An 18,486-nucleotide genomic window follows, 5' to 3' on the forward strand; every position below is an offset into this window, starting at 1 on the left:
CGCCCTGGACCGCCCCGGCGCAGCGCCCGCCGCCGGGCCGGGCGGCGCGCTCGGCGCGGCCCGGGTGCCGTTCCACGGCGAGCACCAGGCCGGCATCCTCGAACCCCAGCAGGCCCGGGTCCAGCTGGCCGCCTTCGACTTGGCCGAGGGCGTCGGCCGGGACGGGCTGCGCACCCTGCTCCAACGCTGGACGAAGGCCGCCGAGCGGCTGACCGCCGGGGAGCCGGCCGAGGACACCGACAACCAGGTGGCGCTGGACGCCGGCCCCTGCTCGCTCACCCTCACCGTCGGCTTCGGCGCCGCCCTGTTCGACAAGGCCGGGCTGGCCGACCGCCGCCCGCAGGCGCTCGAACCACTGCCGCCCTTCCCCGCCGACGCGCTCGACCCGGCGCGCGGCGACGGCGACCTGTTCGTCCAGATCGGCGCCGACGACGCCCTGGTGGCCGTGCACGCGCTGCGGGTGCTGCAACGCCAGGCGGCCGGCACGGCGGCACTGCGCTGGCAGTCGGCCGGCTTCGCCCGTACGCCCGGTGCCACCGCGCGCCCGATGACCGGCCGCAACCTGATGGGCCAGATCGACGGCACCAACAACCCCCAGCCGGGCGAGGACGGCTTCGCCGCCAAGGTGTTCTGCACCGCCGGGCCGGACCAGCCGGCCTGGCTCGCCGGCGGCTCGTACCTGGTGTTCCGGCGGATCCGGATGCTGCTGGACAACTGGGAGGCGCTGCCGACCGACCGGCAGGAACGGGTGATCGGGCGGCGCAAGTCGGACGGCGCGCCGCTCGGTGCGCCCGCCGGGGCCGGCGAGCGCACCCCCGTCGACCTGGCCGCGCAGGGCCCGGACGGCGCGCTGGCGATCCCCGCCGACGCGCACGTCCGGGTGGCCGCCCCGGCCGCCAACGGCGGGGCGGCGATGCTGCGGCGCGGGTTCTCGTACCACGACGGCCTGCTGCCCGACGGCTCGCCGGACGCCGGGCTGCTCTTCCTCGCCTTCCAGGCCGACCCGCGCAAGGGCTTCACCCCGGTGCAGCGCAAGCTGGCCCGGGGGGACGGCCTCTCCCGCTTCCTGCGGCACGAGGCCAGCGGCCTGTACGCGGTGCCGCCGGGCGTCCCGGCCGGCGGCTACCTCGGCCAGCAGCTCTTCGAGTAGCACGCCCCCGACGGTCTCCGGTCCCGGCCACTGAAACGCTTTCCTGGCCGGCGCGCGGAGTCGTTATGGTGACTTCTTCGGCAACACCCCTGCCCCGGTTCCACCCTGTTCCCCACGGAGGCGTCATGTCGGCCACCCGCTACACCTACCTCGGCCCGGCCGGCACCTTCACCGAGGCGGCGCTGCGCACCCTGCCCGAGGCCGCGACCCGGGAGCTGGTGCCACTGGCCTCGGTACCGCTGGTGCTGGACGCGGTGCGCGGCGGGGACGCCTCCGGGGCGTTCGTCCCGATCGAGAACTCGGTCGAGGGCGCCGTCACCGCGACCAATGACGAACTCGCCGCCGGCACACCGCTGATGATCTACCGTGAGGTGCTGCTGCCGATCTCCTTCGCGCTGCTGGTGCGGCCGGGCACCGACCTGGCGGGGGTCAAGACGGTGACCAGCCACCCGGTGGCCCAGGCGCAGGTGCGCCGCTGGCTGGCGGCCAACCTGCCGGACGCGCAGTGGGAGTCGGCCGCCTCCAACGCGGACGGCGCCCGGCTGGTCGCCGAGGGCCGCTACGACGGGGCGTTCGCGGGCGAGTTCGCGGCGCCGATCTACGGGCTGGACCCGCTGGTCAAGGACATCGCGGACGCGCAGACCGCGACCACCCGGTTCGTCCTGGTCGGCCGCCCGGGCCGGGTCTCCTCGCCGACCGGCGCGGACAAGACCTCGATGGTGGTCTGGCTGCCGGACGACCACCCGGGCGCGCTGCTGGAGCTGCTCCAGGAGTTCGCGGTGCGCGGGGTCAACCTGATGCGGATCGAGTCGCGGCCGACCGGCGAGGGCATCGGCAACTACTGCTTCCTGATCGACTGCGAGGGGCACCTGTCCGATCGCCGGGTGGCGGAGGCCGTGATGGGGCTGAAGCGGATCTGCCCGCAGGTGCGGTTCCTCGGCTCCTATCCGCGCGCCGACCGGCAGGTCTCCACGCACCGGCGGCCGGGGACCTCGGACGACGATTTCACGGCCGCCGCCGACTGGCTGTCCCGGTGCCTCGACGGGCGCGGCGACATCTGATCCGCGCGACGGCACTGCGACGGCACCACGACAACATCTGATCGCCGCCCTTTGTCTTTCCGCCCTTTTCCGATCGTTTTCCCCCGGCCGGACGGGCGGGGACGGGTGACCGCACCCGTCGTCCACAGGGGCCCGTAGCGCCGGAACCCGCCATCCACAGGGGCGGGGACTATCCACAGCCGAAAGTTATCCACAGGCCTGGGGATGAGTCGACAAACCGGTATAGCCACTGCGGGTTTCGGTCGGATCATTGGTTAGCGGCGTAGAGATGACTAATCGGACCAGAGTCACCCGTGTGCCAGCAAATCACCCGTCTGAGTGCTTCAATTCCCTCACCCGAGAAGGTCAAATGAGGTTTGAAACCTCAATTCCCTGGCTTCGGCGATCGGAGGGTCGACCTCCCCTTCAATCCACAGGCACCGCCCGGATCCTGTGGATAACCCCGGCCCCGCCCGTTCCCCACAGAAGTTATCCACAGGATCCGGGTGGTTATCCCCAGGGGAAAACCCGTACCGGTGGACGAGCCTGCGCCCGGTACGCTTGGGCCTGTGATTGACCTTCGCCTGCTTCGTGAGGACCCTGACCGAGTGCGCGCCTCGCAGCGCGTCCGTGGCGAGGACGTCGACCTGGTCGACGCCCTCCTCTCCGCCGACGAACGGCGCCGGTCCTCGGGCAGTCGCTTCGACGAACTGCGCAGCGAGCAGCGGACGCTCGGCAAGCAGGTCGCCCAGGCCAAGGGCGAGGAGAAGGCCGCCCTGCTGCAGCGCACCAAGGAGCTGGCCGCCGCGGTCAAGGCCGCGGACGCCGAGCAGGGCGTGGCCAAGGAGGAGGCCGAGCGCCTGCTCCGCTCGCTGGCGAACCTCATCGACCCGGCCGCCCCGGTCGGCGGCGAGGAGGACTTCGTCACCCTGGAGGAGATCGGCACCCCGCGCGACTTCGCCGCCGAGGGCTTCGAGCCGCGCGACCACGTCGAGCTCGGCCAGATCCTGGGGGCGATCGACACCGAGCGCGGCGCCAAGGTCGCCGGCGCCCGCTCCTACTACCTGACCGGCGTCGGCGCGCTGCTGGAGCTCGCCCTGGTCAACATGGCCATCGCCCAGGCCACCGCGGCCGGCTTCATCCCGATGATCACCCCGACCCTGGTCCGGCCCGCCGCCATGGACGGCACCGGCTTCCTCGGCCAGGCCGCCGAGAACGTCTACCACCTCGCCGAGGACGACCGGTACCTGGTCGGCACCAGCGAGGTCCCGCTCGCCGCGTACCACATGGACGAGATCCTCGACGCCGAGAAGCTGCCGCTGCGCTACGCCGGCTACTCGTCCTGCTTCCGCCGCGAGGCCGGCACCTACGGCAAGGACACCCGCGGCATCATCCGCGTCCACCAGTTCGAGAAGGTGGAGATGTTCGTCTACACCACTCCCGAGGACGCCGAGAACGAGCACCGCCGCCTGCTCCAGTGGGAGAAGGACTTCCTCAACGCACTGGAGCTGCCCTACCGGGTGATCGACGTCGCCTCCGGCGACCTCGGCGCCTCGGCCGCGCGCAAGTTCGACATCGAGGCCTGGATCCCGACCCAGGGCAAGTACCGCGAGGTCACCTCGACCTCCAACACCACCGAGTACCAGGCCCGCCGGCTCTCCATCCGGATGCGCGAGGAGGGCAAGACCCGCCCGCTGGCCACCCTGAACGGCACCCTGGTCGCCATCCCGCGCACCATCGTGGCGATCCTGGAGAACCACCAGCAGGCCGACGGCTCGGTGGCCGTGCCCGAGGCGCTGCGGCCGTTCCTCGGCGGGCGGACCGTCCTCGAACCGGTCAAGTAGCACCGCGCCACCCGCACCACCCGCAACTCCCGGGAGACGTACGGCCCATGAGCACCACCAGCCCCAGCCCCGTCTCCCCCAACGGTGAGCACCCGAGCGGTGGCGACCTGCCCTACCGGCTGGTCGCCACCGACCTCGACGGCACCCTGCTGACCAGCGCGGAAACCGTCTCCGAGCGCACCCGCGCCGCCCTGGCCACGGCCACCGGCGCGGGCGCGCTGCACATCGTCGTCACCGGCCGCTCCGCCGCCTGGGCCCGCCCGGTCTTCGACGAGATCGGCTACACCGGGATAGCCGTCTGCGGCCAGGGCGCCCAGGTGTACGACGCCGGCGCGCACCGGCTGCTCACCTCCCTCACCCTGGACCGCCGGCTCGCCGCGCTCGCCATCGCCAAGATCGAGGCCGAGACCGGCCCGCTGGCCGTCGCCGCCAACCAGGACGGCCTGGACGGCCAGGTGCTGGCCGGCCCCGGCTACGAGCTGCTGATCGGCTCCGACCTCCCGGTCGTCCGGGTCGACCGCGACCAGCTGCTCGACGCCCCGGTCAGCAAGCTCTACATCCAGCACCCGGGCCTGACCGACGACGCGCTCGCCGAGGCCGCCCGCCGCGTCGCCGGGGACCTGGTCGGCGTCGTGATGGCCGGCGCCGGAGTGGTCGAACTGCTGCCGCTGGGCCTGTCCAAGGCCACCGGGCTGGCCGTCGCCGCCCGCCGCCTGGGCGTCCGCGGGGCCGACACCATCGCCTTCGGCGACATGCCCAACGACGTGCCGATGTTCGGCTGGGCGGCCCGCGGCGTGGCGATGGCCAACGCCCACGAGGAACTGCTCGCCGTCGCCGACGAGGTCACCGCGAGCAACGACGAGGACGGCGTCGCCGTCGTCCTGGAACAGCTCTACCCGGGCGTCTAGCCCCTTCTCCTCCGGACCTCGCCGTGGTGTTCGGCAGGGGTTCACCTCCAGTTGTAGGATGACCGGGCAAGCGGTTGTAGGATGACCGATGACCGGCGTTGACCAGCGACGCGGCGACCAACGACGAAGGGAGCACCGGCATGACCAACGACGGCAACAGCCTCCAGGCGGCCGGACGGCGCTCCCTGGTGGACACCGCGATCGACCAGCTGCGCGAGCAACTGGCCGGCGGCGTCTGGCCGGTGGGATCGCAGATCCCCACCGAGCACGAGCTCGCCGAGCGGCTGCAGGTCGGCCGGAACACCGTCCGGGAGGCGATCCGGGTGTTGGTGCACGCCGGCATGCTGGTCTCCCGCCAGGGCGAGGGGACGTTCGTCCGCTCCACCAGCGACCCGGCCGCCGTCCTGCGCGGCGTCCAGCGCTCGGGCATCCGGGACGTCCTGGAGGTCCGGGCCGCACTGGAGACCGAGGCCGCCCGGCTGGCCGCGCTGCGGCACACCCGCGAGGACGTCGAGCGGATGCGGGCCGCGCTGGCCCGCGAGGCCGAGGTGATCGCCTCGCACGCCGAGCGGACCGACCGCGAGGCCACCGTCGAGCACGACCTGGAGTTCCACACCGCCATCGTCGAGGCCGCGCACAACCCGGCGCTCACCGAGGTCTACCGCTACTTCGGCGCCTCCGTGCGCGAGTCGATGACCTCGGCCTTCGGCGACCACGACATGCCCGAGGTGGCCGTGGCCACCCACGCGGCGCTGGTCGACGCGATCGAGAGCGGCGACCCCGACCGTGCCGAGGCCGCGTGTCGTGCGCTGCTCGCCGAGCCGACCGCGGCCGTCGAGCAGCTCCTCGCGGCCATCGCGGCCCGGAAGTGACATAGGCACCCGCCTGCCTTCCGCCCTCCGCGCCCTCGCGCACATTCACGAAAGAACAGCACACCCATGGCCGTCACCCGTGCCCAGCAGCCGGTTGCCACCACGTCCCTCCCGCTTCCCGTCCGCACCCGGCTGGCCCACCCCGCGCTGCTGCTGACCGGCATCCTGCTGGTCGCGCTGAACATGCGCGCCTGCCTGGCGGCGGTGTCGCCGATGGTCGGCGAGATCCAGCGGACCTTCGGACTCTCCGCCACCGCGAGCGGACTGATCACCACCGTGCCGGTGCTGTTCCAGGGCGTCGGCGCCCCGCTCACCCCCCGGCTGACCCGGCGGTTCGGCACCGAGCGGGTGGTGCTGGGCGCCGTCCTGGTGCTGGGCGCGGGCGTGCTGCTGCGGGTGCTGCCCTCGGTGGCGGCGCTGTACGCGGGCTGCGTGGTGATCGGCGTGGCCATCGCGGTGCTGAACGTGTCGATGCCGGGCCTGGTCAAGCGGGAGTTCCCGGACCGGGCGGCGGCGATGACCGGCGTCTACTCGACCACCATGCTGGTCGGCGCGACCATGGCGGCCGGCCTCTCGGTGCCGCTGGAGCACGCCCTCGGCGGCGGCTGGCAGGCCTCGCTGGGCACCTGGTCGCTGCTCGCGCTGATCGCCGCGGTGGCCTGGCTGCCGCAGGTGCTGCGCTCCCGGCAGGAGCGGGCGGCGGTCGCGACCGGTCTCTCCACTGGCCCTGCGGCCGGTCAGGCGGCCGGTCAGGCGGCCGGTCGGGCGGCCGAGAAGCCGATCGAGGGCATCTGGCGCTCGCCGATGGCCTGGCAGATCAGCCTCTTCATGGGCATCTCGTCGCTGCTGGTGTACACCCTGGTCGCCTGGATGCCGACCATCCTGGCCGACCACGGCATGGACCGCGGCGAGGCCGGTCTGGTCTTCGCCTTCTCCAACCTGGTGCAGGTCGCGGGCGCCTTCCTGGTGCCGCTGCTGGCCGGCCGGATGACCCGCCAGCGCGGGCTGGCGGTGGCCATGGCCGGGCTGAACGGCCTCGGCATCGCCCTGCTGCTGATCGCGCCGGTGTCCGGCGCCTGGGTGTCGGCGACCATCCTGGGCGTCGCCCAGGGCGGTTCGCTGGGCCTGGGCCTGGCCTTCATCGTGCTGCGCACCGGCAGCGCGGCCGGCGCCGCCCAACTGGGCGGGATGTCGCAGGCGGTCGGCTACCTGGTCGCGGCGGCGGGCCCGGTCGGCGCCGGCGCGCTGCACCAGCTCACCGGCGGCTGGACGGCCACCCTGGTGCTGATGCTGGTGCTGGCCACCGTGGTCGGCGCGGCCGGCTGGGGCGCGGGCCGCAACCGGACGCTCGGCTAGCACCTCTGCTCGGACCGACCCGGGCTGGCCTCGTTGAGGCCGGCTCGGGCCGACCCCGGCTCGGGCCGACCCCGGTTACCCCGGTTACCCCGGGCCGACCCCGGTTACCCCGGGCCGACCCCGGTTACCCCGGGCCGGCCCCGGCCGGCTACTCCTCGGCGGCCAGGGTCAGTCCGGCCAGCTTCACCGAGGCCAGCACCGTCGCCGCCACGGTGACCGCCAGCAGCAGCGGGACGGCCACCCCGAGCGAGACGTCGGCGCCGATCGCGGCGTCCCCGGCGACCGCCTCGGCCACCGACCGGCCCCACTGCTGGACGCTCAGCGTCCGGGCGCCCGACACGAAGTTGCCGATCAGCGACTCCCAGACCAGCGCGTACCCCAGCCCGGCCACCACCGCGTGCCGGGTGACCACGCCGAGCAGCAGGAACAGCGCACTGTACGCCGCCCCGGCGACCAGCACGGCCACGGTGTAGCCGAGCGCGATGCCGTCCCTGGTGCCGATCAGCAGCAGGCCGCAGAGCAGCGTCGGGAGGGCCGCGAACACCCAGGTGGTGCCGATCGCGACGACCAGTTTGGTGGTGACGATCTTCCACCGCGGCAGCGGCTTGGCCAGCAGGTAGACGATCGACCCGTCGTCGATCTCGGTGGCGATCACGCCGGTGCCGACGACCAGGCCGAGGATCGGCACCAGGGTGCCGAGGCCGAGCTGCCCGAGGATCTTGACGGTGAGGTCGTGCTCGTTCCCGCTGGCGGTGCCGCTCGCGACGGCCGAGATGACCAGCAGCAGGGCGGGGACCACCAGCAGCAGGAGGCCGCGGCGGCGGCCCAGCAGGCCGCGCAGGGTCAGCCTGGCGACGGTCGGGTTCATGGTCGGTCGGCCCTTTCCTGGGTCCGGTACGGGAGTTCGGTGGCTCGGACGCCGGGCCTCACGCGGAGACCAGGTAGGAGAAGACGCTCTCCAGCGACTCGTCCGCCGGCGAGACGGTGTACAGCCGGATGTCCGCCTCCTGGGCGACCCGGGGCAGCAGGGTGGTGAAGCCCTGGAAGTTCACCGCCTCGATCCGCAGCGCCCGTTCCCGCGCGTCCACCTCGATACCGGTCGTGGAGCCGTCGGCGATCAGCGCGGCGGCCAGCCTGCGGTCGTCGCTGGAGCGGACCAGGTAGCGGTGCGGCCGGTCGGTCATCAGTCGGCGGATCTTCCGGAAGTCGCCCGAGGCGGCGTGCCGGCCGGCCACCACGACCTCGATGTGCCGGGCCAGTTGCTCGACCTCCTCCAGGATGTGGGAGGAGAACAGCACCGTCCGGCCGTCCGCGCCGAACCGGCGCAGCAGCTCCATCAGCTGGAGCCGCTGGCGCGGGTCCATGCCGTTGAACGGCTCGTCGAGCAGCAGCACGGCCGGGTCGTGGACCAGCGCGGAGGCCATCTTGACCCGCTGCTTCATGCCCTTGGAGTACGTCCCGGTGCGGCGGTCCTTGGCGTAGGCCATCTCCACCAGGTCCAGGGCACGCCGGGCGGCGGCACCCGGGTCGGCGAGGCCGTGCAGTTCGGCGTTGGCGAGCACGAACTCCCAGCCGGTCAGGTAGTCGTACATCGACTCCCGCTCCGGGACCAGGCCGATCTGCCGGTACACCTGCTGGTTGCGCCAGATCGGCGCGCCGTCCAGGGTGACCGCCCCGCTGGAGGGCGCGAGGAATCCGCTCATCATGTGGATGAGGGTCGACTTGCCCGCGCCGTTCGGACCGAGCAGGCCGGTGATGCCTGGGCCGATCGTCATACTGATGTCGTTGACGGCGACCACGTTCCCGAACCAGCGGGAGACCTTGTCGATGGTGATGGTGGCCATGACGCCCTCTCAAACTCCTCGGTTCATCAGACGCTGCGGTAGCGGCGCAGCAGCAGCCCGTACGAGCCGGACACCATCGCGAGAACGGCGACGGTGAAGACGACCACGCCGAGCCCGCCGGGCGCGTGCATCCGGCCGCCCATCCCGCCGACGTCGAAGAGCTGGTTGGTCAGGCTCTCCACCAGGTCGTTCGGCGACAGCAGCGCGATCCACTGGGCGGAGTCCGGGACGGTGAGCTCGGTGGCGGTGCCGATCCGGGTCAGGATCGCCACCACGGCCGTGCTGATCGCCAGGTAGCCCATGATCCCGGCCACCCCGAAGCCGCGGCGCGGGGTCGCGGCGGCGACCACCAGCGCCACCGAGGTCGGCACCAGGGAGTACAGCAGGGCGGCGACCAGGCCGGACAGGAAGTGCCCGGTGTTGTGCCCGAAGTCCAGCCCGCCCAGCAGCGCCCCGATGTAGAGGACCAGCAACGGCGCAGCCATCAACAGGAACTGGGCGCTGACCATGGCGGCGAACTTGGCCCGGACGTAGTCGGCGCGGGTGATCGGGCGGGAGAAGTACAGCGGGACGGTGTGGTACCGGAGATCCCGGGAGAACAGCACCGGCGCCTGCGAGGCCAGGAAGATCGACACGACCAGCACGAACGAGGACAGGTACCGCGGGTAGTCCAGCGGCAGCTCCTTCGCGCTGGTGGCGAGCGCGACCGCCACCATGACCACGGCCGGCAGCGTGACCACGCCGAGCACCAGCATCGGCAGCACCTTGGACTTGCCGGAGCGCCCGAGCCCGTACGCGGCGCGCAGGCTCTGGGTGAACAGCGAGCGGGTCGCGTAGGCCCGGCCGAGCCGGGGCCCGGTGTAGCCGCGGTAGCCGATGTCGTGGATGACGCCGGTGTCGGCGGACCTGGTGTCAGGAGGCAGCGACATCGTCCGTCCCTCCCCTGTTCTCGTCGGTGAAGATTTCGGCGACCCGGTGGCGGCGCTGCTCCAACCGGACCAGACCGAGGCCCAGGCCGGCGACCGTGTCGCGGATGGTGTCGTAGGTGTCGTCGCCGGCCAGCCGGACCAGCAGCAGGTGCGAGCCCTCCGGCTGGACGGACAGCCCGGCGGCGGCCAGCCGTGCGCGGACGGCGTCGCCCGGCTCCGGGACGGCGTCCTGCGGATGGTCCGTCACCTCGACCGCCAGGACGGCCGTCGCCTCGGTGAAGGAGGCGGTGGAGGAGGAGCGCAGCAGCTTGCCGCCGTCGATCACGACCAGGTGGTCGCAGGTTCGCTCCAACTCGCCGAGCAGGTGGGTGGTGACCAGCACCGAAATCCCGAAGTCGGTGTGCACCCGGCGGATCAGGCCCAGCATCTCGTCCCGGCCCGCCGGGTCGAGACCGTTGGTCGGCTCGTCCAGCAGCACCAGCTTCGGGTCGTGCACCAGCGCCTGCGCGAGCTTGACCCGCTGCTTCATGCCGGTCGAGTACCCGCCCATCGGCCGGTACCGCTCCTCGTACAGGCCGACGTGCCGCAGGGTGTCCGCGGTGCGCTCACGGGCGGCGGTGGCCGGCAGCCCCGCCATCCGCGCCATGTGCACCACGAACTCGGTCGCCGACACGTCCGGTGGCAGGCAGTCGTGCTCGGGCATGTAGCCGACCCGTTCACGGATCTCCGGGCCCCGGGTGGCGACGTCCAGGCCGAGGACCTCGCCGCGGCCGGACGTCGCCGGGGCGAGGCCGAGCAGGATCTTGATGAGGGTGGACTTGCCCGCACCGTTGGCCCCGACCAGCCCGACCACCCCGGGCCGCACCTCGACGGTGAGCTGGTCGAGGGCGGTGACCCGGGGGAACCTCTTGGTGAGGCCATCCGTCTTGATGACAGCAGTGGACACCTGCTCAACGTAACGGGCTTGCGCGCCAAGGGCTATGAGCTGGAATGACGAGCCCGTCTGCTGCTGCGGTATGACACTGCGGACGATCTCCCCTAAGGGGCGGAGGATCTCCCCCTCAGGGTCGACGCAACGCTCAGCCCAGCTGGGCGAGGCCCTCGGTGGCGATCTGCTCGAAGACGGCGAGGTCGTTCTCGAAGATCGAGTCCGGCACCGGCCAGTGGATCACCAGCTCGGTGATGCCCAGCTCCTGGTACTTCCCCGCCCAGTCCACGAAGGCGTCCAGCGACTGAAGCGGCCGCTCCGCCGTCGAGCCCTGGAGCAGCATCTTCTCCAGCTCGCGCACGTCCCGCCCGGTCGCCTCGCAGGCCGCGGTCAGCTTCTCGATCTGCTTCCCGACCACCTCGGGCGCCCGCTCGACGGGCACGTCCGCCGGGCCCTTCGGGTCCCCGTACGTCACCCAGCCCTGCCCGTACTCGGCCGCCAGCTTCAGCCCGCGCGGCCCGGTCGCGGCGACGTAGAACGGCAGTCGCGGCGTCTGCACGCAGCCGGGGATGTTCCGGGCCTCGACCGCCGAGTAGTGCGCCCCCTCGCGCGTCGTGGCGTCCGTACGCAGCAGCTCGTCCAGCAGCGGCAGGAACTCACCGAACCGGTCCGCCCGCTCCTTCGGCGACCACGCCTCCTGCCCCAACGCCGTCGCGTCGAAGCCCGTCCCGCCGGCCCCGATGCCCAGCGTCACCCGCCCGCCGGACACGTCGTCCAGCGTGATCAGCTCCTTCGCCAGCGTCACCGGGTGCCGGAAGTTCGGCGACGTCACCAGCGTCCCCAGCCGGATCCGCTCGGTGGCGGTCGCCGCAGCCGTCAGCGTGGGAACCGAGCCGAACCACGGCTCGTCCCGGAAGCTCCGCCAGGACAGGTGGTCGTAGGTGTAGGCGGCATGGAAGCCGAGCTCCTCGGCACGCTGCCAGATCTTCTGCCCCTCGCTCCACCGGTGGATGGGGAGGATCACGGTACTCAAGCGCATGCCGTCGACCCTACGTGTTCACTCCGGCAGGTGAGGTTTCGAGCGACCCTCGGCTAGAGCGCCTTCACGGCCGCTACCGTGGCGCCGTGGGTGCATCGGGCAGGGCGGGGCCGAGCTTTGGACCATGATCGATGAGGGCCACCGTCGGTGCCTACGGCAAGAGCCGAGCAACTCACACATCACGACTTCGGAACCGGCTTGTGGGGAGAGCAGGACATGGCGATCGCCGTTCGGGGCGCGGATCACGGCGAGCGCGCGCTCGCCGACCTCATCGAGCGCTGTGCCGAGTTGAAGGGGGAGCTGGTCGCCTTCGCGCAGGGTGCGCGCTTCGACCGGTGGTTGACTCCCCTGCTGCTGGAGGCCGCCGGGCCGGAGCGGCTGCTGGACGAGGGTGAGGCGGTCCGGATCACCGACCACTTCATCCTGCGCTTCCGCCTGCCGGACGGTTCGACGGTGGTGGACCGGTTCGTCGGTGGGCGGCGGGACTTGGGCGAGATCGACCGGGAGATGCTGCTCGGCTGGCGGGACCCGGTCGAGGGGATCTTCGAGATCTGCCGCAAGGACGGGGATGCCCTCGTCCTGCTGAACCTGGTCGACGACCTGGAGTACCGCACCTACTCGAACGCCGGACGGGCTGCTTTCCGCGGGGTGACGAGGGGAGGGTTCCTCCACACCTGCCTGGTGCCGGTCTTCTCGGCCGACGGGACGTGGCTGGTCTCCGGGGCGATGTCGTACTACCCCAAGTCCAGCGCCACCGAGATCGCCCGGGCCGCACTCCAACTGGCCACCAGCCACCCCGAACTGGTCTTCCGCAACCCCGAGAAGATCGAGCAGGGGTGGGAGTCGATGCGGAAGGACCGGGCCGCGTTCGTCGAGTTCTTCGGCAGCGACGAACTGGTCCTTCCGCCCGCCGAAGCCGAGGAACGGCTCAACGCCTACTACCGGCACCGGCGGGAGGACACCGCCGCCGAGCATCCCGACCGCGCCCGGGGCGGGCGGCGCCCGGCCCTCGACTTTCCGGCTTTCGAGCTGCCACGGGACCTTGCGGATGCGGACACCGTCGGAGTCATCTACGACGAGGTCGACGGACTCAACTTCTACGCGGGCTACGGGCTGTTGCGGGACCTCTTCGCCGCCCCTTCCCGCACGGGCCGTAAACCGCACCAGGACCTGCTGCGCACGTACCTGCGCGAGGAGTCGATCACGCCACTGCCGATCCGCCGGCTGGCCGCCGCCCACCCGGAGACCGCCGACTCGGTGTTCCGGAGGCTGCTGCGGAAGCCCGGGTTCACCTGGAGCGAGCACGGAGAGGCCTTGCTGCGCCGCCGCAAGCCCTGGTACTACGCGCAGGAGCCCCGCCCCGGCGTCTCCGTCATCGGCGAGCGCCTCGGCGAACTGGCCGCCGGCGGGCGACGGCAGAGGTTCACCAGCGCACGGCGCGTGCCGAGCCAATCCCATCGCCCGTAGCCGCGAACGCCGTGGCCGCCGTCGTCAGAAGTCCGCTGAAGGGCGGCCGGTCAGAGCTGGCGGACGATGGGGAGGGTGTCCGTGCCGCGCTGGCGGGCGGCGCGGCGGGCGAGGCCGGGGGAGTTGCCGGTGCCGAGGATCTGGCCGTCGGCGATCGCGATCCAGGTGCCCGGTGCCAGCCCGGTGGGCGGGGTGAGGGACAGGGCCGACGTCAGGGCGGGGTCCGGCTGGAGGCGGTCGGGGCGTGGGGCAGGCGAGTCGGTACCGGCGCGCCAGCGGGCCGTCGTCCGCTCGCCGCCCAGTCGGCGTGACCACAGCACGTGCTGCACCACGATCAGGGGGCCGAGCACGGTCAGCAGGGGGAAGCCCGCCGTCAGCACGCCCAGGGCGAACAGCGCGCTGACCGCGCTGGTCACGACCACTCCGACGGCTGCCGCCAGCAACGCGGCCGTCCGTCCGAACGCCTTGGCGGCGACCAGCGGGAACAGTACGAGGAGCAGCAGGTCGCCGAGGCCCACGGCGACCGGCGGGCTGCCGCCCGTCAGGACGAGCATCGGGGCGAACGGCCGTCCCTGGACCTGGGTGACGAAGTTCGCGGTGACCTGCGTCAGGGTGGTCGCCACCAGGTCGTAGCAGGACAGGACGGCGGCCAGGCCGGCCGCGTGCGCCGATCGCATTCCGCTCTGCGTCCACAGGTTGGCCACGCCCACCACCGCGACGGCGAGCATCACGTCGGTGCAGGCGCGCACCGCGACGGGGTGGCCGCTGCACGCCGCCGTGGCGCCGGCGGCCACGAGTGCGAGGCCCCAGGCCCAGCGGCCGGAGCAGACCGGTGCCAGGGTGAACTGCACCGCCAGGCAGAGCACCAGGCCGAAGAGCGCCGAGACGACCACGCCCGGCAGCTTGAGGTAGAGCAGCGGGGCGAGCACGACGCCGACGCACAGGACGGCGATGTCGCCGGAGGTGTAGACGCCCACCGGAGGCCTGGGCATCCGCACGCGGACCAGGTACCCCCCGGCCGCGGCCATCAGCAGGGCCACGCAGCAGCTCAGGGCGACGAGGGGGATCGCGTTCATGCGCCGCTCCCGGCCCGGACGCCGACCGGACGGGCCGACTCGAAGGTGTGTTCCCGCAGGTCCGCGCGGACCGGGCTGGACGGCGGCAGTTTCGACCGGTCGTCGTGGAGCACGATGCCGGCCAGCGGCAGCCCCGCCGCCGATGCCCCCTGTTCGAGCCTGCGGTGCAGTGTCGCCGCGGGCAGCGCACGGACCAGGAGGTGCAGCAGCGCACCGCCGTCCGGCTCCTCGGTCAGCGTGTACCTGGCCGGCAGCGGCACGTCCGGCTCCCCCTCGACCAGGTCGAGGACGTCCCTGGTCGGCACGGAGGCGCTGAGCGGCCCCGACCAGCGGCCCAGGACGGCGGACGTGGCCGGCAGGTGCGCCCACTCGCACCCGGCCTCGCCGACGGGCAGCCGGACCAGGTCGCCGGTGGCGTACCGCAGCAGCAGGGTGCACTCCCGGTAGGGCACGAAGGGGGTGTGCACCAGCATGCCGACCTCCCCCGGCGCGGTCGGCTCCCAGGTCTGCGGGTCGAGCACCTCCAGGTGCCCGAACTCGGTGGTGTGGTGCAGATGCCCCTGGGAGCACGGCGTGCCGCCCGAGGGGAGCGTCTCCGTCATCAGGTAGGACGTGGACACCGGTGCGCCGAACGCCGCTTCGGCCCGCTCCCGCAGGGGGGCCGACAGCACCTCGCCGCCCACCCCGATGCTCTCCAGCCCGAAGTCCGCGGACCGCCACCCGCCCTGTTCGGCCTCCTGCACGAGCGCGGAGAGGTACGACGCGGAGGCGGTGAGGTGGGTGATCTGCGGGGCCTTGCCGGGCAGGCCGAGCGGTGCGGCGAGGCGGTCCAGGGCGAGCGCGGGGTCGATCGTCCCGAACTGGACGAACGAGGCGCCGACCCGGGTGGTGGACTCCTCGGCGACGACCAGCGGCAGGGTGGCCCTGGAGCAGCCCGCGTACGCCACGGTGTGCCGGGGGCGCAGCCCGAGGGTCAGTGCCGCCGAGATGGTGCTGAGGGCGATCGTCGTCTCCAACTCGGCCCGGGAGTACCAGACCGCGGTCGGGGTGCCGCTGGTGCCGGTGGTCAGCGCCATCAGGGCGGGCGCGGCGGCGGCGGAGACGAACGCGGCGGGCAGGCCACGCAGGGCCGCCTTCGGGGTGACGGGCACCCGCGACCAGGTCTCCGTGTCGAGCGTGTCGGGGTCGATCCCGAGGTCGTCGAAGGTCCGCCGGTAGTAGGCCGTGTGGCGGACGGCGGCGCGCGCGGTGGCCCGCAGGCTCCGCCGGGTGACCGTGCGCCGCACCTCCGGGTCGACCTGCCCGGCCTGCCCCGGCAGCAGTGCCGAGTCCGCGCCCGGCTCGCCGAACTCGGCGAGCGTGCGGACCATGTCGTCGGCGATCCGTCCGAGGTCCTGGGGCCGGATCCTGCGGTTGAGCAGGATCGATGCGCCGTACCGGAGTTGACTCACCGCAGTGCCGAACACGAGACCTCCTGGAACCTGGGCCGGGGATGCTCACCCCGGCCCAGGCCGGGACGACTCGGTCAGGCCATGTGCGCGAACATGGCGGCGGTCAGGGTGCTCAGGGCGTACTTGAAGTAGTGCTTGACCATGTCAAGACCTCCTGGTGGGGCTGGCCGGCGCGGCCGAGCACGCCCCGATGGCGTGCTCCGGTGCCGGCGGGTGGGGAGTGCAGTTTAGGGAATCGAACAATGCGCGACCAGAGGTGAGACGGCATCAAATTCCGTGTTCCGAAAGGGCGGTGGCGCAGCTCGACCGGGCAGGGCCTACGGGTGCGGGCGGGTGCGCTGGGCCGGGAGGCGGGGCTCGGGGGCGCGGCGGGCGATCTCGGCGAGGGTGTGGAAGAGGACGTCGCCGAGCAGGACCGGCTCGCGGGAGGCGTCCGAGGAAACGTCCGGGGAAGCGCCCGAGGAAGCGCCCGAGGAAGCGCCCGAGGAGGCGTCCGAGGAGGCGTCCGGGGAGGCGGCGGGCGGGATGGTCGGGGGAGGCTCGTCTCGGAGCTGGCGAGTGGGCATGGCTCTTCCTGCCGACGGGGTGGCCGTGCACACTCCTGCCCGTCGCGCCCCGGGGACACCCCGGCCGCCGGGCGAATAGGCCGGAAACGGCGCCTCGGGGGCCGAAAGCCACAGGTCCGGCGGGTCGGCGGCGCCGTCCTGCGGGTCCGCGACGAGGTCCGTCCTCGCCGGTGACCGGTGCGGCACCGATGGGCGAAGATGGACCGGTGACCGAAGCCCGTACCGCCCCCCGCCTCATCGCCACCGACCTGGACGGCACCCTGCTGTGCGCCGGCGGCACCGTCAGCGAACGCACCGCCGCGGCCCTGGCGGCCGCGGAGGCGGCCGGGGTGCAGGTGGTGTTCGTCACCGGGCGGCCGCCGCGCTGGATGCAGCAGGTGAGCGCGCACATCGGCGGCCACGGGGTGGCGATCTGCTCGAACGGCGGCGCGGTGGTGGACGTGCGGCGCGGTGAGCTGCTGGAGTCGTTCCCGCTTCCGGTGGAGACCACCCTGGCGGTGGTCGAGGTGCTGCGCGCCGAGCTGCCCGGTACCGCGTTCGCCTTCGAGTACCCGGACGGGTGGGCCCGCGAGCCCGAGTACGCGGTGCCGATGTGGGGCGACGACCTGGAGCACGCGGTCGGCCCGGCGGAGAAGCTGCTGAGCGCCGGCGGGCCGGTCCGGGGCCTGTTCAAGCTGCTGGCCAAGCACCCCGACCTCGACCCGGACACGTTCCTCACCCGGGCCCGGGAGGCGGCCGGGCAGCTGGCCGAGATCACCCGCTCGGCGCCGATCCCGCTGCTGGAGATCAGCGCGCCCGGCGTCACCAAGGCCAGCACGCTGGCCCGTTGGTGCGCCGGGCACGGGATCGACCGGAGCGAGGTGGTGGCCTTCGGCGACATGCCGAACGACCTGGAGATGCTGGACTGGGCCGGCACCGCGTACGCCGTCGCCAACGCGCACCCGCAGGTGCTGGCGGCGGTGCCGCTGCACACCGTGAGCAACGAGCAGGACGGCGTCGCGGCGGTGCTGGAGGAGCTGCTGCGACTTCCCTGGCTCCCCTAGCTCCCCTGGCTCCCCTAGGACGTATCGCCTGGGCCCTGTCCGGCCGGGCAGGGCCTACCCGAAGCGGCCGTTCACGTAGTCGGAGGTCCGCTGGTCACGCGGGTTGCCGAAGACCTGCGCGGTCGGCCCGGCCTCCACGATCCGGCCCGGGGTGTCGTGGGTGGCCAGGAAGAAGGCGCAGGTCTGCGAGACGCGCTGGGCCTGCTGCATGTTGTGGGTGACGATCACGATGGTGAGCCGCCCGCGCAGTTCGGCGATGGTCTCCTCGACCCGTCGGGTGGAGGTCGGGTCGAGCGCGGAGCACGGCTCGTCCATCAGCAGGATGTCCGGCGAGACCGCCAACGACCGTGCGATGCACAGGCGTTGCTGCTGCCCGCCGGAGAGCGAGCCGCCCGGGGTGTGCAGCCGGCTGGAGACCTCGTCCCAGAGCCCGGCGCGGCGCAGGCTGGTCTCCACCAGGTCCCGGCGCTCCTCCTTGGAGACCTTGATCCCGGCCAGCTTCAGGCCGCTGGCGACGTTGTCCTGGATGGACATCGCCGGGAACGGGTTGGGCCGCTGGAACACCATGCCGATCCGGCGCCGCACCTCGGCGGGGCGCCGACCGGGACGGTAGACGTCGTCGCCCTCCAGCAGCACCTCGCCGGAGAGCGCGGCGCCGCGCACCATCTCGTGCATCCGGTTGAGGATCCGCAGGTAGGTGGACTTGCCGCAGCCGGACGGGCCGATCAGCGCGGTGACCTCGCCGGCCGGCATCGCCAGCGAGACCCGCTCCAGCACCTTGCGGGCGCCGAACCAGGCGGAGACCTCCCTGGTCTCCAGCCCGGCCAGCGGCTCGCCGCCGGGGTGCGGGGCCGGCGGCAGCGGCGGGAGGGTGAGGGTGTCGGCGGCCGGGTCGGTCGCCGGGGCGTCGACCGTCCCCAGGCCGGTGGTCGGGGTGTCGGTCATCGGTGCATCCGTCATCGGTACGGCCTTC

17 protein-coding genes are annotated in these 18,486 nt (G+C 72.8%); 8 read left to right on the top strand and 9 right to left on the bottom strand.

All coding sequences use genetic code 11. The annotated features are described in order from the left end of the window. From efeB to ACFVX9_RS11755, 6 genes are all read left to right on the top strand, one after another. Window positions 1-1,150, top strand: a 1,150-nt coding sequence (gene efeB / locus ACFVX9_RS11730; protein WP_387981441.1) for an iron uptake transporter deferrochelatase/peroxidase subunit, incomplete at its 5' end; no start/stop codon positions are given. Between the two features lie 125 nt (window positions 1,151-1,275). Further along, window positions 1,276-2,211 carry a prephenate dehydratase gene (gene pheA, locus ACFVX9_RS11735; RefSeq protein ID WP_063348373.1) on the top strand — a complete coding sequence of 312 codons (936 nt, stop codon included), beginning with the start codon at window positions 1,276-1,278 and terminating at the stop codon, window positions 2,209-2,211. Window positions 2,212-2,759: 548 nt separating this feature from the next. Next, window positions 2,760-4,034 (top strand): serine--tRNA ligase, encoded by a 1,275-nt coding sequence (gene serS, locus ACFVX9_RS11740; protein WP_079135713.1) that lies wholly within the window; start codon window positions 2,760-2,762, stop codon window positions 4,032-4,034. Between the two features lie 47 nt (window positions 4,035-4,081). Continuing rightward, on the top strand, window positions 4,082-4,942 hold the full coding sequence (locus ACFVX9_RS11745; RefSeq protein WP_363368054.1) for an HAD family hydrolase: 861 nt from the start codon (window positions 4,082-4,084) through the stop codon (window positions 4,940-4,942). 140 nt (window positions 4,943-5,082) lie between these two features. Then, on the top strand, window positions 5,083-5,814 hold the full coding sequence (locus ACFVX9_RS11750; protein ID WP_063351236.1) for a FadR/GntR family transcriptional regulator: 732 nt from the start codon (window positions 5,083-5,085) through the stop codon (window positions 5,812-5,814). A gap of 66 nt (window positions 5,815-5,880) precedes the next feature. After that, window positions 5,881-7,170, top strand: a complete 1,290-nt coding sequence (locus tag ACFVX9_RS11755) for a CynX/NimT family MFS transporter (protein ID WP_387981443.1) — start codon at window positions 5,881-5,883, stop codon at window positions 7,168-7,170. A gap of 148 nt (window positions 7,171-7,318) precedes the next feature. Here the strand turns inward: ACFVX9_RS11755 and ACFVX9_RS11760 are convergent, their stop codons facing one another. From ACFVX9_RS11760 to ACFVX9_RS11780, 5 genes are all read right to left on the bottom strand, one after another. Beyond that, window positions 7,319-8,038, bottom strand: a complete 720-nt coding sequence (locus ACFVX9_RS11760) for an ABC transporter permease (RefSeq protein WP_063348377.1) — start codon at window positions 8,036-8,038, stop codon at window positions 7,319-7,321. A gap of 58 nt (window positions 8,039-8,096) precedes the next feature. Beyond that, window positions 8,097-9,014: an ABC transporter ATP-binding protein gene (locus ACFVX9_RS11765; protein ID WP_063348378.1), complete on the bottom strand. Its 918-nt coding sequence runs from the start codon at window positions 9,012-9,014 to the stop codon at window positions 8,097-8,099. Window positions 9,015-9,040: 26 nt separating this feature from the next. After that, window positions 9,041-9,943: an ABC transporter permease gene (locus ACFVX9_RS11770; protein WP_380379609.1), complete on the bottom strand. Its 903-nt coding sequence runs from the start codon at window positions 9,941-9,943 to the stop codon at window positions 9,041-9,043. Then, on the bottom strand, window positions 9,927-10,889 hold the full coding sequence (locus ACFVX9_RS11775) for an ABC transporter ATP-binding protein (protein WP_063348380.1): 963 nt from the start codon (window positions 10,887-10,889) through the stop codon (window positions 9,927-9,929). The genes ACFVX9_RS11770 and ACFVX9_RS11775 overlap by 17 nt, the downstream gene beginning before the upstream one ends. A 133-nt stretch (window positions 10,890-11,022) precedes the next feature. Next, the gene (locus ACFVX9_RS11780) at window positions 11,023-11,910 is read right to left on the bottom strand and encodes an LLM class flavin-dependent oxidoreductase (protein WP_387981446.1); all 888 of its coding nucleotides are present in this window, start codon (window positions 11,908-11,910) and stop codon (window positions 11,023-11,025) included. A 216-nt stretch (window positions 11,911-12,126) separates the two neighbouring features. On the opposite strand from ACFVX9_RS11780, the gene ACFVX9_RS11785 reads away from it, so the two are divergent. Further along, window positions 12,127-13,377: a hypothetical protein gene (locus ACFVX9_RS11785; protein ID WP_380484866.1), complete on the top strand. Its 1,251-nt coding sequence runs from the start codon at window positions 12,127-12,129 to the stop codon at window positions 13,375-13,377. A gap of 50 nt (window positions 13,378-13,427) precedes the next feature. On the opposite strand, the gene ACFVX9_RS11790 is transcribed toward ACFVX9_RS11785, so the two are convergent. The 3 genes from ACFVX9_RS11790 to ACFVX9_RS11800 all read right to left on the bottom strand — a co-directional run bounded on the left by ACFVX9_RS11790 (window position 13,428) and on the right by ACFVX9_RS11800 (window position 16,470). Further along, the gene (locus ACFVX9_RS11790) at window positions 13,428-14,453 is read right to left on the bottom strand and encodes a hypothetical protein (RefSeq protein WP_387981448.1); all 1,026 of its coding nucleotides are present in this window, start codon (window positions 14,451-14,453) and stop codon (window positions 13,428-13,430) included. Further along, a complete protein-coding gene (locus tag ACFVX9_RS11795; RefSeq protein ID WP_380379599.1) occupies window positions 14,450-15,919 on the bottom strand; it encodes a phenylacetate--CoA ligase family protein in 1,470 nt (489 codons plus the stop codon). The genes ACFVX9_RS11790 and ACFVX9_RS11795 overlap by 4 nt, the downstream gene beginning before the upstream one ends. A gap of 302 nt (window positions 15,920-16,221) precedes the next feature. Further along, window positions 16,222-16,470: a hypothetical protein gene (locus tag ACFVX9_RS11800; RefSeq protein WP_380379597.1), complete on the bottom strand. Its 249-nt coding sequence runs from the start codon at window positions 16,468-16,470 to the stop codon at window positions 16,222-16,224. Between the two features lie 188 nt (window positions 16,471-16,658). On the opposite strand from ACFVX9_RS11800, the gene ACFVX9_RS11805 reads away from it, so the two are divergent. Further along, entirely contained in the window at window positions 16,659-17,513 is an 855-nt protein-coding gene (locus ACFVX9_RS11805; protein WP_380379594.1) for an HAD family hydrolase, read from the top strand. A gap of 54 nt (window positions 17,514-17,567) precedes the next feature. Here the strand turns inward: ACFVX9_RS11805 and ACFVX9_RS11810 are convergent, their stop codons facing one another. Further along, window positions 17,568-18,458, bottom strand: coding sequence for a phosphate ABC transporter ATP-binding protein (locus ACFVX9_RS11810; protein ID WP_079135714.1), 891 nt, complete (start codon window positions 18,456-18,458; stop codon window positions 17,568-17,570). Window positions 18,459-18,486: the final 28 nt, after the last annotated feature.

Source organism: Kitasatospora sp. NPDC058243 (genome assembly GCF_042882025.1).
Lineage (GTDB): Bacteria > Actinomycetota > Actinomycetes > Streptomycetales > Streptomycetaceae > Kitasatospora.

Excerpts from the sequence above, each read along its gene's own strand:
- pheA (WP_063348373.1), top strand. The coding sequence starts at position 1,276 with ATGTCGGCCACCCGCTACACCTACCTCGGCCCGGCCGGCACCTTCACC.
- ACFVX9_RS11745 (WP_363368054.1), top strand. The coding sequence starts at position 4,082 with ATGAGCACCACCAGCCCCAGCCCCGTCTCCCCCAACGGTGAGCACCCG.
- ACFVX9_RS11750 (WP_063351236.1), top strand. The coding sequence starts at position 5,083 with ATGACCAACGACGGCAACAGCCTCCAGGCGGCCGGACGGCGCTCCCTG.
- ACFVX9_RS11755 (WP_387981443.1), top strand. The coding sequence starts at position 5,881 with ATGGCCGTCACCCGTGCCCAGCAGCCGGTTGCCACCACGTCCCTCCCG.
- ACFVX9_RS11760 (WP_063348377.1), bottom strand. The coding sequence starts at position 8,038 with ATGAACCCGACCGTCGCCAGGCTGACCCTGCGCGGCCTGCTGGGCCGC.
- ACFVX9_RS11765 (WP_063348378.1), bottom strand. The coding sequence starts at position 9,014 with ATGGCCACCATCACCATCGACAAGGTCTCCCGCTGGTTCGGGAACGTG.
- ACFVX9_RS11770 (WP_380379609.1), bottom strand. The coding sequence starts at position 9,943 with ATGTCGCTGCCTCCTGACACCAGGTCCGCCGACACCGGCGTCATCCAC.
- ACFVX9_RS11780 (WP_387981446.1), bottom strand. The coding sequence starts at position 11,910 with ATGCGCTTGAGTACCGTGATCCTCCCCATCCACCGGTGGAGCGAGGGG.
- ACFVX9_RS11785 (WP_380484866.1), top strand. The coding sequence starts at position 12,127 with ATGGCGATCGCCGTTCGGGGCGCGGATCACGGCGAGCGCGCGCTCGCC.
- ACFVX9_RS11790 (WP_387981448.1), bottom strand. The coding sequence starts at position 14,453 with ATGAACGCGATCCCCCTCGTCGCCCTGAGCTGCTGCGTGGCCCTGCTG.
- ACFVX9_RS11800 (WP_380379597.1), bottom strand. The coding sequence starts at position 16,470 with ATGCCCACTCGCCAGCTCCGAGACGAGCCTCCCCCGACCATCCCGCCC.
- ACFVX9_RS11805 (WP_380379594.1), top strand. The coding sequence starts at position 16,659 with ATGGGCGAAGATGGACCGGTGACCGAAGCCCGTACCGCCCCCCGCCTC.
- ACFVX9_RS11810 (WP_079135714.1), bottom strand. The coding sequence starts at position 18,458 with ATGACCGACACCCCGACCACCGGCCTGGGGACGGTCGACGCCCCGGCG.